Origin of the sequence: Bradyrhizobium ivorense, from assembly GCF_900696085.1 — a bacterium.
Taxonomy (GTDB): domain Bacteria; phylum Pseudomonadota; class Alphaproteobacteria; order Rhizobiales; family Xanthobacteraceae; genus Bradyrhizobium; species Bradyrhizobium ivorense.
In genome coordinates this window covers 978,883-993,869 of sequence record NZ_CAADFC020000004.1, presented here as the reverse complement: position 1 = coordinate 993,869, position 14,987 = coordinate 978,883, and the positions used below count along the sequence as shown (strand labels likewise).

Genomic DNA, 14,987 nt, shown 5'->3' with positions numbered 1-14,987 from the left:
CGCGCGGCCGGTTTTTGCTATCAATCCGCGCACAGGCAATGGGACGGTCCGGCATGAACTCGCAATCGACGGCAGGCTTTCTGGGCGCAGTGGTCGCGGCCATCGCGCTGGCGGCGGCGTTCATCTACGGGCCGTCGCCGAGCCAGATGCGCAATCCCCAGCCGGCCGCGGTGCAGCAGGCGGCGCCCGCCGAAGCCGCCCCGGCGGCTCCGGTGCCGCGGGGACCGGTGATTCGCGAAGTCCCGAATAATTAGTCCCTTGCCCCTTGCGGGGCGCCTCGGGCTCCCCACATCATTTCGAATGGTGCCGTCGAGCCTTCCAGCTCTCCGGCACCGGGGACGACCACGAATGTTAGGCTGCGCCGGATGTACGCGCGCCCCTTGTTCGTGGTCGTTGGCATTTTGGGGGTATCCTGATCCCCGTTTTCCCACCGTCCGGGAGTGAGTTTGGACTCACCTGCGCTTGGCAGGGAGAGAGGCTGCAGCTATACGCTGGCGCTCATGAAAGACGCCCTCCAGCCGCTCGAGGCCCCTTTGCAGGCCGCCACATTGCCGCAGCTTTCGATCGTCGTCCCGACCTTCAACGAACGCGACAACGTCACGGTTTTGTACCGGCGGCTCGACGCGACGCTGAAGGACGTCGCCTGGGAGGTCATCTTCGTCGACGACAACTCGCCCGACGGAACCTCGGACGTGGTGCGCGGCCTGGCACGGCAGGATTCCCGGGTGCGCTGCATCCGCCGCATCGGCCGGCGCGGCCTGTCGGGGGCCTGCATCGAGGGCATTTTGGCCTCCAGCGCGCCCTATGCCGCGGTCATCGACGCCGACCTGCAGCATGACGAGGCCCAGCTGCCCAAGATGGTGGCGCTGCTGCAGAGCGGTGAGGCCGACCTCGTGGTCGGCAGCCGCTACATCGAGGGCTACAAGGCCGAGGGTTTTAACAAGCAGCGCGCCGGCGCCAGCGCCTTCGCCACCGAGATCGCCCGCCGCACGCTGAAGGTCGAGATCGCCGACCCGATGAGCGGCTTCTTCATGATCCGCCGCGACCGCTTCGAGCAGCTCGCGCCGCAACTGTCGACCCAGGGCTTCAAGATCCTGCTCGACGTGGTGGCGACCGGGCAGGGCAAGCTGCGCACGGTCGAAATCCCCTACACCTTCGGGGCCCGCCAGCATGGCGAAAGCAAGCTCGACTCGATGGTCGCACTCGACTTCCTCGGCCTGGTGCTGGCGAAGCTGACCAACGACGTGATCTCGCTGCGCTTCATCCTGTTCGCGACGGTCGGCGCGCTCGGCCTCCTGGTGCATCTCGCCGCGCTGTTCATTGCGCTGGAAGTGTTCCGCGCGCCGTTCGCGGAGGCCCAGGCCACCGGCGCGATCGTCGCCATGACCAGCAACTTCATCCTCAACAACTTCCTGACCTACCGCGACCAGCGGCTGAAGGGGTTTGGCATCCTGCGCGGCCTGTTGCTGTTCTATCTGGTCTGCAGCGTCGGTCTGCTGGCCAATGTCGGCGTCGCGTTCTCGGTCTACGACCAGGAGCCGATCTGGTGGCTGGCCGGTGCGGCCGGCGCGCTGATGGGCGTGGTCTGGAACTACGCGATGTCCGGGCTGTTCGTCTGGCGCAAGCGATGACGCCGGCATGAAACCGAATGAGGCGCGGCTCGCCCAGGACACCGCCATTGCGGTCTGCGCGCTGGTCGTGCTGCGGCTGGTGGCGGCGTACTGGACGCCGCTGACCTTCGACGAAGCCTATTACTGGATGTGGTCGAAGGCGCTCGCCGGCGGCTATTACGACCACCCGCCGATGGTCGCAGTCGTGATCCGGCTCGGCACCATGATCGCGGGCGACACGCCGTTCGGCGTGCGGCTGGTGTCGATCCTGCTCGCGCTGCCGATGAGCTGGGCGATCTACCGGGCCGCCGCGATCCTGTTCGGCGGCAGCCGCGTCGCGGCGGCGTCAACCATCCTGCTCAACGTCACGCTGATGGCCGCGGTCGGAACGCTGATCGTGACGCCGGATTCGCCGCTGCTGGTCGCCGCCAGCTTCCTGCTGTTCGCGCTCGCCAAGGTGCTGGACAGCGGCCGCGGCGCCTGGTGGCTCGCGGTCGGCGCCAGCGCCGGCGCCGCCCTGCTGTCGAAATACACCGCGCTGTTCTTCGGTCCTGCGATCCTGTTCTGGCTTGTGGCCGTGCCGAAGCTGCAGCACTGGTTTCGGTCGCCCTGGCTCTATCTCGGTGGCCTGGTTGCGCTCGGCATGTTCGCGCCGGTCATCCTCTGGAATGCCGACCATCACTGGGTGTCCTTCATCAAGCAGATGGGGCGCGCCCGGATCGAGGATTTCCGGCCCGTCTATATTGCCGAGCTGATCCCGACCCAGTTCGCCTTTGCGACGCCCCTGGTCTTCATCCTCGGCATGATGGGTCTGTACGCGCTGTATCAGCGCCGCGCCGGCGCGATGCCCGCCCGCGTGCTGATCAACACCACGTTCTGGACCATCGTCATCTATTTTGCCTGGCATGCGCTGCATGCGCGGGTCGAGGCCAACTGGTTCGCGCCGGTCTATCCGGCGTTTGCGATCGCAGCGGCGGTCGCCGCGATCCAGGTGCAATGGGGACCGCGTGCGCAGCGCACCGTCGATTTCTGCCGCCGCTGGTCGGCGCCTGGCGGCGTCGTGCTGTTCGCGCTGCTGATCGTGCAGGCCAACACCGGCGTGCTCTCGGCCTATCACCGCGACGCCACCGTGCGCAGCGTCGGTCTCGGCTGGGACGACCTTGCCAGCCGGATCGAGGCGGTGCGCAGTCGCACCGGCGCGACCTGCGTGCTGGCGCCGGATTACGGCACCACCGGGTGGCTCGCCTTCTATCTGCCCAAGGGCACCTGCGTCGCGCAGCACGGCCAGCGCATCCGCTGGATCAACATGCCGGAGCCGAGCCCGGCGCAGTTGGCCGGCAAGCTGTTGTTTGTGCATGAGTTCGGCCAGAACGTGCCGCCGTCGATCCGCGACGGCTTCAGCCATGTCGAGACCGTCGCCGAGGCCCAGCGCACCCGCGGGCCGCTGATCATCGAGACCTACGCGCTCGACCTGCTGGAAGGACCGAAGGGCGATGTCTTCGACCGCTCGCCGCCGCCGGAATTGCAGGAAAACAGCGGCAGCTAGCTAGAGCAGGATCGGGAAAAGCGCGAAGCGGTTTTCCCTCGCGACAAACGCGGAACGCGTTTGCGCGGAGATCATCGCGCATTAATGTCGGATACTCCGGTTCCGGCACGTCTTGTAGGAGTTCGCCAACCATACGAGGTTCCGACATGACCAGTTCCGCCCTCAAGCCGGCCGCCGATCTCGCCAACACCAACACCAGGCGCGTTCCCAATGAGAGCGCCGAATATCGCAAAGCGCGCCAGGCGCTGCTCGTCGAAGAGATCGAACTGCGCCGTCACATCGAGCGGGTCGCCGAGTTGCGCCGCGCCTTGCCGCCGGGCGGCGAGGTGACCAGGGCCTACGAGTTCGTCGGCGAGTCCGGCAAGGCCTCGCTCGCCGACCTGTTCGGCAACAAGCCGACGCTGATCGTCTACAGCTACATGTTCGGCGAGCGGCGCGAGAAGCCGTGTCCGATGTGCACGTCATTCATGAGCACATGGGAAAGCAAGCTGCCCGATGTCGAGCAGCGCGTCTCGTTCGTATTCGTGGCGCGGTCGCCGATCGCGCGGCTGATCGAGGCGAAGCAGGCGCGCGGCTGGACCGGCCACCGGCTGTATTCCGATCCGTCGGGCGACTACACGCGCGACTACGTCAGCAAGGAAGACGCCGATCTGCCCGGCTATAACGTCTTCACGCGGCACGACGGCACCATCCGCCATTTCTGGGGCGGCGAAATGGGGGCAGGGACCATGGATCCCGGCCAGGACCCGCGCGGCGCTCCTGACATGGATCCGCTGTGGACAATTCTCGACACCACGCCCGAAGGGCGCGGCAAGGACTGGTATCCGAAGCTGAGCTATTGAGGAGATCGTTTTTGCCGAAATCCCGCAGGATTACGGGCTGATCGGCAACGAAATTCTCCGCAGCCTCACCGCCGCCGGCCGGGCCCGTGGCGGCGAGGCGGCCTGTCCCATCATGAAACAGAAAATGGGCATTTCGCGACCCAGGCCGATCTTAAAAAAGCCCTATGCCACAGGCACTTCCCGCGCTGCAGGGGACCGCAGCCAGTTAAATCGTATTTAACTAAAAGTCGCCTTAATGGCCGTCTGTGCCCCCTGTGCGACAGCAAGCCGAACGGCGTTCGGCCGTAGTCGGGTGTGGGGACAAAGGTGGACCTGTTTTGAGCGCCGGGCGTATGAGTACGAGTGCGAGTGCGTATGTTCTTGGGGCGGCGAGCCGCAGGAAATCCTCCCGAAAAATTCTCCCCCAGCATTTCCTCGGCAGCGCCGCGGTGGCGGGGCTGGTGCTTGGCTGCGCCTGGACCGTCTATGCCAACATCTTTGCCGCGGGCGTCTATCCGACGGTGAACAGCGCAGCGTTCGACGCCCCGGTGGTGAAGCGGCCCGCGGCGGTGGCGGCGCGGCCGACACCGTCGTTCAACGACGTCTTCGCATCGCTGACGCCGCCGCCGGCCGCGCCCGCAAAGACCGAGGTCGCGAAGTCGGAAGCGCCGGCACCTTCGCTTATGTTTAACGATCGGTTTGCGGCGGCGTCGCCCGATGGCGTGCCGTCCAGCGTCGTGGCCGATGCCGCGCCGCAGATCGACCCGATCAAGCAGGCTGCCGCGCCAAAACTCGCCGACGCGCCCAAGGTGGTCGCGACGACAAAAATCGCCGAGGCCTCCAAGCCGCTGCCGTCGCCGAAGTCGGTCGAGGCCGCGAAGAAAGACGCCGCCGCCAGCCTGCAGGTGGCGCTCAACGATCCGGTTGCGAAGGTCACCGAAACCAAGGCTACGGAAAGCAAGGCTACCGAAAGCAAGGCTACCGACACCAAGCCTGCCGAGACGAAGACCGCGTCGAAATCCGGCAGCGTCACGGTGCGCGACATGGCCGCGCGCGCCAAGGCCGCGGTGATGTCGATTGCCTCGAACGAGCGGCAGACCATGGTCGAGAAGCTGTGGGGCAAGCGCGAGTCGAACGGCGGGCTGCTGTCCTTCGCGTCCGCCGACGCCAACGTCACCGGCAGCATCCCCTCGACGCTGGACCAGAACCCGATGCTCGGCGGCTCGCCGCCCTATGACCGCCAGACCGCGGTCTACGATATTTCGGCCAAGACGGTGTATCTGCCCGACGGCACCCGGCTCGAGGCGCATTCCGGCCTCGGCTCCAGGATCGACGATCCGCGTTCCTCGCATCTGAAGATGGTCGGCGTGACCCCGCCGCACATCTACGAGCTGAAGCCGCGCGAGGCACTGTTCCACGGCGTGCCGGCGCTGCGGCTGACGCCGATCGGCGGCGAGGGCAAGATCTTCAACCGCGTCGGCCTGCTCGCGCACACCTACATGCTCGGGCCCAATGGCGATTCCAACGGTTGCGTCTCGTTCAAGGACTACTACGCGTTCCTCGACGCATACCGCAACAAGGGCATCCGCCGCCTCGCGGTGCTGGCGAGGGTTCAGTAAAGCGCGTCTTCCGCACCGCTGACACAATTGGCGCGGTTTCCCGTACCGGGCCCGGCTGTGCTAATGTTGCGGCAATCTGCTGCGAGTCGAACTCGACAACGGATCGGCGCAAACGATATGTCTCCTGCAGCTCCCATCGAAACACCGCCGCCTCTTGCGACCGAAGCGTTCGCCGATGCCGACGCGGCGGTCGGCCGGATCGAGGAGATCTACGAGCGCAACACCCAGTTCCTGCGCAATCGGTTCGAGGCCTATGTCAACGGCGTGCCGTTCACGGCGCGGGTGCGCGCGTATTACCCGTTCGTGCGGATCACGACCTCGTCGCATGCGCGGCTGGATTCCCGTCTGGCCTACGGCTTCGTCGCGGGTCCCGGCGTGCACGAGACCAGCATCACCCGGCCGGACATTTTCCGGACCTATCTCACCGAGCAGATCGGGCTGCTGATCAAGAACCACGCTGTGGCGGTCGAGATCGGCGAATCGAGCGAGCCGATCCCGATCCATTTCGCCTACCGGCGCGACATCAACATCGAGGCCGCGCTGACCATTGCCGACAGCTCGGCCTTCACGAGGTCGCTGCGCGACGTGTTCGACACGCCCGATCCCGCCGGGATGGACGATGCGATCGCCGACGGCACCTTCGAGCTCAGGCTGGGCGCGCCGGAGCCGCTGGCGCTGTTCCGTGCGGCGCGCGTCGATTATTCGCTGCGCCGGCTCTATCACTACACCGGCACCGATCCGGAGCACTTCCAGAATTTTGTGATCTTCACCAACTACCAGTTCTATGTCGATGCCTTCGCGCAATCGAGCCAGCAACGCCTGGCGTCGGGCGAGGCCGGCATCGAGGCCTTCGTCGCACCAGGCAATGTCATCACGCAGAATGCGCGGCTCGGCGGCGGCACCACGGGGCTACCATCCGAGCGGGTGCCGCAAATGCCGGCGTTTCACCTGGTCGAGCCCGGCTATCGCGGCATCACCCTGATCAATATCGGGATCGGCCCGTCGAACGCGCGCAACATCACCGATCACGTCGCGGTGCTGCGGCCGCATGCCTGGCTGATGATCGGGCACTGCGCGGGCCTGCGCAACACGCAGCGGCTCGGCGACTACGTGCTGGCGCACGGCTATGTCCGCGAGGACCATGTGCTCGACCACGAGCTGCCGCTCTGGGTGCCGATCCCGGCGCTGGCGGAAATGCAGGTCGCGCTCGAGGAAGCCGTCGGCGAGGTGACGGGACTGTCCGGCTTCGAGCTGAAGCGGCTGATGCGCACCGGGACGGTCGCCAGCGTCGACAACCGCAACTGGGAGATCAGCGGGCCGCAGGTGATCCGGCGCATGTCGCAGTCGCGGTCGATCGCGCTCGACATGGAATCGGCGACGATCGCCGCCAACGGCTATCGCTTCCGCGTGCCCTACGGCACGCTGCTCTGCGTGTCCGACAAGCCGCTACACGGCGAGATCAAGCTTGCCGGCATGGCCAGCGAATTCTATCGCCAGCGCGTCGGCCAGCATCTGCAGATCGGCCTGAAGGCGCTGGAACGGCTGAAGCAGCAGGAATCCGAGCGCCTGCATTCCCGCAAGCTGCGCAGCTTTGCCGAAGTCGCGTTCCAGTAGCTTTTGCGCAGTTGCGCGCTGCTGACAATTCGGCAACCGTCGAGAGCGCACCCGAGCGGGTGACGCGTCGTGCGGCCTTGGCGCAAACCTTGCATTTCCTTTCAAGCAAAATTGACCGGCTCATGTGAACCGCGCCACACGGTGTTTCGCGGGAGCAGCGTAATCAGAGCGTGATTGCGAGTGAGGCAGTGCTGTCCGTTTGGGACACGCCTGCGGAAATTCTGGGCGACCAGCCGTTTTTTGACGCAGCTTTTTTCATCACGTGCCAAGTTGACGGAGTCATTGATGCAAGACTATTCCGCTGGCCGCGATCCGGAGGAACGTTCCGTAGTGCGCAAATGGCGCCTCTATGTGATGTCGTTCTACGGATCGCTCATTGCTATCCTGTTGCTGTTGTCCGCGATCGGCGACCGGCCGGTGCAGCTCGCCCGCAACGCAGACGCGCCGCATGCCGCGAGTTCGCTCGAGCATGTTCGACCTCAAGCTCACGCCGGGGTCAAGCCATGACGCTGTCTGCAAGCGATCAGGCGTTGTGCTGCATGGCGCTCATCAGGCCAGCACGTTGCCGCGGGCGATGATCGCGAAACGATCCGACAGTTCTGCCAACGCGACCTCGTGAATGGTGCGGGCCGCGAGCGTCCCGCCGAGACCGTCGGGCAGGTCGCGGGTCGCGCAGCTCTCGGCATCAACAGTGGTGCGGAAGCCGAGGTCGAGCGCGGCGCGGGCGGTCGAGCTGACGCACATATGGGTCATGAAGCCGGCGAGCACGAGCTCCTTGCGGCCGGTGGCGACCAGCTGTGCCTTCAAATCAGTGCCGGCAAAGGCGTTCGGCAACTCCTTCTCGATCACAGCCTCGCCTGCGCGCGGTGCGAGCGGAGCAACGATTGCGCCGCGGTCGGCAGTGCGGTCGAACAGGCTGCCGGGCTTGCCGCGATGCGCGATGTGAAAGATCGCAGCGCCGCTCTCCCGGGCACGCGCGAGCAGCGCCGCCGCACGCGCGATCGCAGCGTTGGCATCGGGCAGCGCGAGCGGGCCCGCGAGATATTCGTTCTGGATGTCGATCAGGACGAGGCAGGCATCGCCGAGGCGCGGCGGGGTGAGGTCGGCGCCGGCGAGCTGGAACAGGGTTTTGGCTGATGACATGGGCTTCTCGATCTCCGGAAGGTGTGGTTGCCTGGCCAGATATAGCCTGCGGGCGGCCTGCCGTTATGCAGGGATATCGCAGCCAGCGGCTGCAGGATTGCAGGAGGGGATCGGTCCCTGTAGCCTGACGCGATGAATTGGGACGACTTCCGCATCATCGCAGCCGTCAGGGACGAGGGCACCTACGCCGGCGCCAGCGCGCGGCTGCGCATCGACGAGACCACCGTGGGCCGCCGGTTGGCGCGCATCGAGCGCGCGCTCGGCCTGCGGCTGTTCGAGGCCGCCGACGGCGTGCGCAAACCGACGGCGCAATGCGAGATGGTGCTGGCGCATGTCCAGGCGATGGCCGTCCATGCCGACGAGATCGGCCGCATCGGCGAGAGCCTACCCGGTCCGGTGGGGCGGCTGCGCATCGCCTCGACCAGCGCGATCGCCGAGGAGGTGCTGGCGCCGCGCGCCGCAAATTTCCTGCGCGCGCATCCGGGGCTTTCGCTGCAATTCCTGACGTCGAGCGAGAACGTCAAATTCTCGCGCTGGGAAGCCGATCTCGCGATCCGGCTGCGCAAGCCCGACCGAGGCGACTTCGCGATCTCCAAGCTCGCCGAGATCCGCATCTATCTCTTCGAGCCGATCGCGGCCGCCGCAGGCGACGCGGTGATGTGCGTCTATCCCGATGAACTCGATGGCACGCCGGAGATGCAGTTCTTGCGCGCGCGGCGGGTGCGCGGGCGTTGCGTTACCGACAATGTCCGCGTCATCCGCACGCTGATCCAGTCGCATCAGGCCGCCGGCGTGCTGCCCGAGCACGGTTGCGCTGATCTCTTGAGCGATCGCCGCTTGCGCGCGACGCTGCTGCCCAAGCGTCGCGACGCCTGGCTCTTGGTGCAAAATCACCTCAAGCACGACGCTGCTGCGCGCATCACGATCGACTGGGTGCGGGCCTGCTTCCAGGAGATTTCGCGCGGCTGACGTCGCAAGGTGCGCCGTGGTAGCCGCGATGAAGCGCCGCGCCTGCGGCAAAAAAATCCTGCACTCCCTCTTGCAACCCAAGCGAGCTTGGTCTATTAGCCCGCTCCTTCGCTTTGGCCTCGGGTTCGGGCTCGTTGAGATCCCGACTGGCGCGAGCCGCGCTGCGGTGTCGTGTTCCGCCGAAATGAAGACCACGGGATGTAGCTCATGGAGAGCGTCGGGGTGAAACCCGAAGGCATCGGTTCGATTCCGATCTCTCACAAAGGATAGCTCAGTTAGGTAGAGCAGGTGACCGAGAATCATCTTGTCGCGGGTTCAAATCCCGCTCCAGCGCTCCGTTTCAGCCTGTAAAGCTGATACCTCTGACGAGGACCGGACGCGCGCTTCAGTCGCGGTCCGGCCGTTTTGCCGCAAGGCTTTCCGTCCGACCATCGACACTGTGAGACCGGCTTTGCGCCGCGGTGGATACCGCTTGCGCTGATGCCGGGTGGCTCCGCACGGCCGCGCGACATCTGTCGCGCGATCGCGCGCGTGCGCCCGTCATCACGCAGGCTCAAGCCGCGGCCCGCTTGGCCTGACAGGAAGCCGCGTTCGGTTCTCACGTCCTTTGCAATTGTAACCCGCTCTTCGGCCCATGGGCCGGAGCGCAAAACATGGAGGTGTGCCATGAAGCTGAATGAGACCTGGCATGTCCTGACGACCAGTGTGACGGTGAAGGATGGCGAGCGCGCGCTGCTCACGCGCAACGGCCGGCTCGAGCGCGTGCTCGCGCCCGGACGCTACAACCTGTTCGATCCCCTGCATCAGCTCAAGGCCGAGCTGTTCAGCGTCGTGCGGACCGAATTCCCCGCGGATCGCTTCGCGGTGATCCAGGCCGCGCGTCCCGATCTCGCTGGCGAGCTGTTCGAGGCGGTCGAGACCAGGGCGAATGAGATCGCGATCGTCAGCCTCGACGGCCGTCCCGTGCAGCTGATGACGCCCTGGCAGACCCGCGTCTACTGGAAGGTGGCGACCGCGGTCGACGTCGAGCGCATCGATGTCGCCGAGGATCCCCGTGTCACCGCGCGGCATCTGGCGATGATCCAGCCCAACCGGGCCGGCGTCATCACCGAGGCGGTGGTCGAGAACCACGAGGCCGGTCTGCTCACCGTCGAGGGCAGGCTGGTCCAGCGGCTCGCGCCCGGCCGGCACGCGTTCTGGATCGCGGGCCGCAAGATCGAGGTCAAGCGCCTCGACCTGCGTCCCCAGGCGGTCGAGATCACGGCGCAGGAGATGCTGACCAAGGATCGTATCGCGCTGCGCGTGACGCTGACCGCGTTCCGCCGGATCGTCGATCCCGAGCGCGTCGTGGCCAGCGTGCCCGACGTGGATGCGTGGCTGTACCGTTTGGTGCAGTTCGCGATCCGCGAGGCGGTGGCCGGCCGCACGCTCGACGAGGTGCTGTCGGCGAAGACGGCGCTCGATGCCGAGCTGCGCGACTACGTGCGCGAGCGTGTCGCGGAGAGCGGTGTCGAGGTCACCGAGCTCGGCGTCAAGGACGTGATCCTGCCCGGCGAGATCCGCGAGCTCGTCAACAAGGTGGTGGAGGCGGAGCGGCTGGCGAAGGCCAACCTGATCCGCCGCCAGGAGGAGACCGCGGCGACGCGGTCGCTGCTCAACACCGCCAAGCTGATGGAGGAGAACCCTCTGCTGCTGCGGCTCAAGGAGCTGGAGTCGCTCGAGCGCCTGGTCGAGAAGGTCGGCCGCATCGACCTGCATGCCGGCGACGGCCAGGGCCTCGATGCCCTGCTGACCAAGCTGGTGCGCCTCAAGGCGCCCGAGAGCGCATGAGAAGAAGGGCCGCCCACGGGCGGCCCTTTGCGTTCCGCAGGGACGAACGCCGGCATCCTTACGGATGTTAGCGTGCAAAGACCGCTGCAAGGGAGCGCCGCCGCGGCACAATGCCGGGCAGGCTGCCACAAACAAGGAGGTGCCACTGCGGACGGATTGCGGTAACGTTTGGTTCACCGTGGTCCGGAATTCGGCTGGCCGCCAACCCGTCGGTGGAGCCAATGCAACAGATTGCGGAATGGCTCGAGAAGCTGGGGCTTGGGCAATACGCGCTGCGTTTTGCCGAGAACGGGATCGACATCGGTGTTCTACCCGAGCTGACGGATGAAGACTTCGACAGGCTCGGGGTTCTGCTCGGGCATCGCCGTAAGATGCTGCGTGCGATCGCCGATGTCAGTCAGGCCGAACTGATCGCCGCGCCGGTTTCACCGCACGATGCCGAGCGACGCCACCTCACCGTGATGTTCTGCGATCTGGTCGGCTCGACGGCCTTGTCGGCGCGTCTCGATCCCGAGGACATGTGGGAGGTGATCCGCGCCTATCGCGCGGCCTGTGCGCGGGTGATCGCGACCTACGACGGCGTCGTTGCCAGATTTGTCGGCGATGGAATCCTCGCTTATTTCGGCTATCCCCGTGCCCACGAAGACGACGCGGAGCGCGCGGTGCGCGCCGGCCTCGACGTCATTGCTGCAATCGGCAAGCTCGAGACCCGCGCGGAGGAGGGAGTCGCCGTGCGGATCGCGATCGCGAGCGGGCTTGTCGTGGTCGGCGACCTCGTCTCCGGCGGCGCGTCGGAGGAGCAGGCGCTGGTCGGCGATGCGCCGAACATCGCCGCGCGGCTGCAGAGCCTTGCGGAGCCGGACGTGGTCGTCGTCGCCGCCTCGACACGTCGGCTGCTCGGCAATCTGTTCACGCTTCGCAATCTCGGCCGCCGCGAGGTCAAGGGCATCTCCGAGCCGATCGCGGTGTGGGCCGTCGAGGGCGAGCCGGCGTCGGAAAGCCGTTTCGAGGCGGTGCGCACCGCGCGCTCGATCGGCTTCGTCGGCCGCAAGGCGGAGATCGAATTTGCGCTGTCGCGCCAGCAACTGGCGTGGCAGGGCCAGGGCCAGGCGGTGCTGATATCGGGCGAAGCGGGTATCGGCAAATCGCGCATCGTGGCGATGCTCTCCGACAGCCTCGCGTCCGCGACGCATCGCCGTGTGCGGTATCAATGCTCGCCCTATCACAGCAACAGCGCGCTGTACCCCTTCATCGCCCAGCTGGAGCGTGCCGCCGGCATCAGGCCGGAAGATGTGCCGGAGCAGAAGCTGGACAAGCTCGAAGCCATGCTGGCGCTCGGGACGCTGCAGGTTCCTGCCGTGACACCGCTGATCGCGGCGCTGCTGTCGATCCCGACCGGCGAGCGATATCCGCCGCTCGGCCTGAGCCCGGCGCAGCAGCGGCGGCAGACATTCGCGGCGCTGCTGGATCAGCTCGAGGGCCTCGCCCGGCAGCAGCCGGTGCTTGTCGTCTGCGAAGACATGCATTGGGCCGACGCCACGTCGCTCGAGCTGCTCGACCTCGCGGTCGACCGGATCAGGGGACTGCCGATCCTGATGCTGATGACGTTCAGGCCCGAGTTCGAGCCGCCGTGGGCGGGCCTCGCCAATGTCAGCCTGCTGCGGCTCGATCGGCTCGACCGGCAGGACACGCGCGCGCTGATCGAACAGGTCACCGTCGGTCGGTCGCTCCCCGGCGAAATGATCACGCAGATCATCGAGCGGACCGATGGCGTCCCGCTGTTCGTCGAGGAACTGACCAAGATGGTCATGGAGTCGGGGCTGCTCGTCGAGAATGCCGGGCGCTATCGCCTCGACAATCCGCTGCCGCCGCTTGCGATTCCTGCGACGCTGCAGGACTCGCTGATGGCCCGACTTGACCGGCTGGCGCCGGTCAAGGAGGTGGCGCAGATCGGTGCTGCGATCGGCCGTGATTTCTCCTATGCGCTGCTGCGCAGCGTGGCCGGGCGCGATGATCTGACGCTAGCCGCGGCGCTTGCCCAGCTCGAAGAAGCCGAGTTGCTGTTGCGCCGAGGCACGCCACCGGACGCAAGCTACAGCTTCAAGCATGCCCTGGTCCAGGAAGCGGCTTACGACAGCCTGCTCAGGAGCCGCCGGCAATTGCTCCACAAGCTGATCGGCGACGCGCTGCGTGACAAGTTTGCCGAGATCGCGGAAATCGAGCCGGAAGTCGTTGCCTACCATTTCACCGAGGCAGGGCTCGGCGAAACCGCGCTGGCGTGGTGGCGCAAGGCGGGTCAGCAGGCGCTGAAGCGCTCGGCTTATCGCGAGGCGGTCGCGCATCTCGGCAAGGCGGTCGCGATAGCCGATGGATTGCCCGACGAGCCGGCTCGGATGATCGGCCGGCTCCATCTGCAAATCGCCTACGGCCGTGCGCTGCGAGGCAGCCTTGGGCACAGCGCGCCCGAGACCGTGGCCGCTTGGACGCGCGCCCGGCGGTTCGCCGCTGACATCGATGATCCAATCGAACTGGCGCCGATTCAGTCGGGCCTCTTCAATGCCTGCTTGACCCATGGCGAGCTCGCGCCGATGCGGGAGTTGGCCGAGGCGATTATGGGGGCGGCGGACCGGCATCCGGAATCGCCGGTGGCGACCATCGTCGCGCGCTGGACCGGAGGGGTGACCTGCTGGTTCGCGGGCGACTATCTGAACGCCGCTATCCATCTGGAGCAGGCGTTCGCGGCCTATACGGCCGAGCCGGATCCGGCGACCTTCAAGGCGTCGACGCTCGACCTGCCGTTCGTCATCATGAGATTTCTCGCCCTGGTGCTTTGGCCGCGCGGCGAGATTGATCGAGCCCGGCGGCTCGCAGGCGCAGCGGTGAGCATCGCCGGGGAACAGCGCGCGCTCGCGCGTGCCAATGCGCTGGTTCACAAGGCCGTTTTCGACGGGCTGTGCGGCAGCAGGTTGCGGCAGACCGAGACGATCCTTGCCCTTGGCCTGGCGCAAGACCACACGATGCCACTGTATGTCGCCGCCGGCACTTATCTCAATGGGCTGGCGAAGTGGCGCGCCGGCGACCGCGCGGCAGGTCTCGCGGAGATGCAGCGTGGCTGGACGTTGCTGCACGAAAACGACTGCTACCTCTGTGAGCCGTTCTGGGGATTGCAAATTGCGGTGGCGAATGCAGCAGCCGGGCATGCGGAGGCGGGGCTCGACATCGTCAATGAGCTGATCGACGCGACCGAGCAGTCCGGGCAGCACTGGCTGGATGCCGAGCTGTACCGCGTGCGGGGTGAGCTGCTGTCGCGTCGCGACAACCCTGACATTTCCGGCGCCGAGCAGGCCTTCCACCGCGCGCTGGAGATCGCTCGAAGGCAACAGACGAAGACATTCGAACTGCGTAGCGCGCTCGCAGTTGCACGCCTGTACGCCGGCATCGGCCGGGTGGATGCGGTGCCGGAGGTGCTTGCGCCGGTTCGCGCCGGCTTCGATGCGGAGCAGGATCTCGCCGAGATCCGGGATGCCGACGAACTGCTCAGCCAGGTGAATTGGCCGGGCCGCCACTCGCGCGCATTGCGCCGCGACTGAGCAATTGCGCGGCGGCTGTGCAATTGCGCATCACCGCTCGCGCGGAGCCCGTCATCAGGCCGCACTTTGCGGCGCTTGCCATGCGGCGAAATTGGAACTCCTTTGTTCCCGCGGTTCTACGGTGCGATCATGCGCATTTTGCTGTTGCGTTCGGCGGCTCATTTGCATCTAAACTCTGTGCGTGCTGTGCAGAAAAATTCCGCCTTGCGGTCAGGCGTTTGGAGATGTTTTTTTGAACGAGTATC

General features: G+C 66.3%; 11 protein-coding genes and 1 tRNA gene. 11 read left to right on the top strand and 1 reads right to left on the bottom strand.

The genetic code is table 11. From position 1 onward, the window contains the following. The first annotated feature begins 53 nt into the window (after positions 1-53). The 7 genes from CI41S_RS05385 to CI41S_RS05355 all read left to right on the top strand — a co-directional run bounded on the left by CI41S_RS05385 (position 54) and on the right by CI41S_RS05355 (position 7,717). Positions 54-254: a hypothetical protein gene (locus CI41S_RS05385; RefSeq protein WP_139484706.1), complete on the top strand. Its 201-nt coding sequence runs from the start codon at positions 54-56 to the stop codon at positions 252-254. 246 nt (positions 255-500) lie between these two features. After that, positions 501-1,631 (top strand): glycosyltransferase, encoded by a 1,131-nt coding sequence (locus CI41S_RS05380; protein ID WP_139857725.1) that lies wholly within the window; start codon positions 501-503, stop codon positions 1,629-1,631. 7 nt (positions 1,632-1,638) lie between these two features. Continuing rightward, entirely contained in the window at positions 1,639-3,156 is a 1,518-nt protein-coding gene (locus tag CI41S_RS05375) for a glycosyltransferase family 39 protein (RefSeq protein ID WP_139857724.1), read from the top strand. 146 nt (positions 3,157-3,302) lie between these two features. Beyond that, positions 3,303-3,998 carry a DUF899 family protein gene (locus tag CI41S_RS05370; protein ID WP_139484709.1) on the top strand — a complete coding sequence of 232 codons (696 nt, stop codon included), beginning with the start codon at positions 3,303-3,305 and terminating at the stop codon, positions 3,996-3,998. A 428-nt stretch (positions 3,999-4,426) separates the two neighbouring features. Then, on the top strand, positions 4,427-5,596 hold the full coding sequence (locus CI41S_RS05365; RefSeq protein ID WP_430650006.1) for a DUF2778 domain-containing protein: 1,170 nt from the start codon (positions 4,427-4,429) through the stop codon (positions 5,594-5,596). Positions 5,597-5,713: 117 nt separating this feature from the next. After that, on the top strand, positions 5,714-7,210 hold the full coding sequence (locus CI41S_RS05360) for an AMP nucleosidase (protein ID WP_139857722.1): 1,497 nt from the start codon (positions 5,714-5,716) through the stop codon (positions 7,208-7,210). Positions 7,211-7,495: 285 nt separating this feature from the next. Next, positions 7,496-7,717, top strand: coding sequence for a hypothetical protein (locus tag CI41S_RS05355; protein WP_139857721.1), 222 nt, complete (start codon positions 7,496-7,498; stop codon positions 7,715-7,717). Positions 7,718-7,759: 42 nt separating this feature from the next. On the opposite strand, the gene CI41S_RS05350 is transcribed toward CI41S_RS05355, so the two are convergent. Then, on the bottom strand, positions 7,760-8,353 hold the full coding sequence (locus tag CI41S_RS05350) for a cysteine hydrolase family protein (RefSeq protein WP_139857720.1): 594 nt from the start codon (positions 8,351-8,353) through the stop codon (positions 7,760-7,762). Positions 8,354-8,485: 132 nt separating this feature from the next. Here CI41S_RS05350 and CI41S_RS05345 point away from each other — a divergent pair, with 132 nt between their 5' ends. From CI41S_RS05345 to CI41S_RS05330, 4 genes are all read left to right on the top strand, one after another. Then, positions 8,486-9,322: a LysR family transcriptional regulator gene (locus CI41S_RS05345; protein WP_139857719.1), complete on the top strand. Its 837-nt coding sequence runs from the start codon at positions 8,486-8,488 to the stop codon at positions 9,320-9,322. A 264-nt stretch (positions 9,323-9,586) separates the two neighbouring features. Beyond that, positions 9,587-9,652, top strand: a tRNA-Leu gene (locus tag CI41S_RS05340). 336 nt (positions 9,653-9,988) lie between these two features. After that, positions 9,989-11,152, top strand: coding sequence for a slipin family protein (locus CI41S_RS05335; protein WP_139857718.1), 1,164 nt, complete (start codon positions 9,989-9,991; stop codon positions 11,150-11,152). Between the two features lie 221 nt (positions 11,153-11,373). Then, positions 11,374-14,742, top strand: coding sequence for an adenylate/guanylate cyclase domain-containing protein (locus CI41S_RS05330; protein WP_172627923.1), 3,369 nt, complete (start codon positions 11,374-11,376; stop codon positions 14,740-14,742). The last annotated feature ends 245 nt before the right edge of the window (positions 14,743-14,987 follow it).

What these genes read in the sequence shown, in the direction of transcription:
- CI41S_RS05330 (WP_172627923.1), top strand. Translation starts at nt 11,374, where the DNA reads ATGCAACAGATTGCGGAATGGCTCGAGAAGCTGGGGCTTGGGCAATAC.
- CI41S_RS05345 (WP_139857719.1), top strand. Translation starts at nt 8,486, where the DNA reads ATGAATTGGGACGACTTCCGCATCATCGCAGCCGTCAGGGACGAGGGC.
- CI41S_RS05380 (WP_139857725.1), top strand. Translation starts at nt 501, where the DNA reads ATGAAAGACGCCCTCCAGCCGCTCGAGGCCCCTTTGCAGGCCGCCACA.
- CI41S_RS05335 (WP_139857718.1), top strand. Translation starts at nt 9,989, where the DNA reads ATGAAGCTGAATGAGACCTGGCATGTCCTGACGACCAGTGTGACGGTG.
- CI41S_RS05385 (WP_139484706.1), top strand. Translation starts at nt 54, where the DNA reads ATGAACTCGCAATCGACGGCAGGCTTTCTGGGCGCAGTGGTCGCGGCC.
- CI41S_RS05355 (WP_139857721.1), top strand. Translation starts at nt 7,496, where the DNA reads ATGCAAGACTATTCCGCTGGCCGCGATCCGGAGGAACGTTCCGTAGTG.
- CI41S_RS05350 (WP_139857720.1), bottom strand. Translation starts at nt 8,353, where the DNA reads ATGTCATCAGCCAAAACCCTGTTCCAGCTCGCCGGCGCCGACCTCACC.
- CI41S_RS05360 (WP_139857722.1), top strand. Translation starts at nt 5,714, where the DNA reads ATGTCTCCTGCAGCTCCCATCGAAACACCGCCGCCTCTTGCGACCGAA.
- CI41S_RS05370 (WP_139484709.1), top strand. Translation starts at nt 3,303, where the DNA reads ATGACCAGTTCCGCCCTCAAGCCGGCCGCCGATCTCGCCAACACCAAC.
- CI41S_RS05375 (WP_139857724.1), top strand. Translation starts at nt 1,639, where the DNA reads ATGAAACCGAATGAGGCGCGGCTCGCCCAGGACACCGCCATTGCGGTC.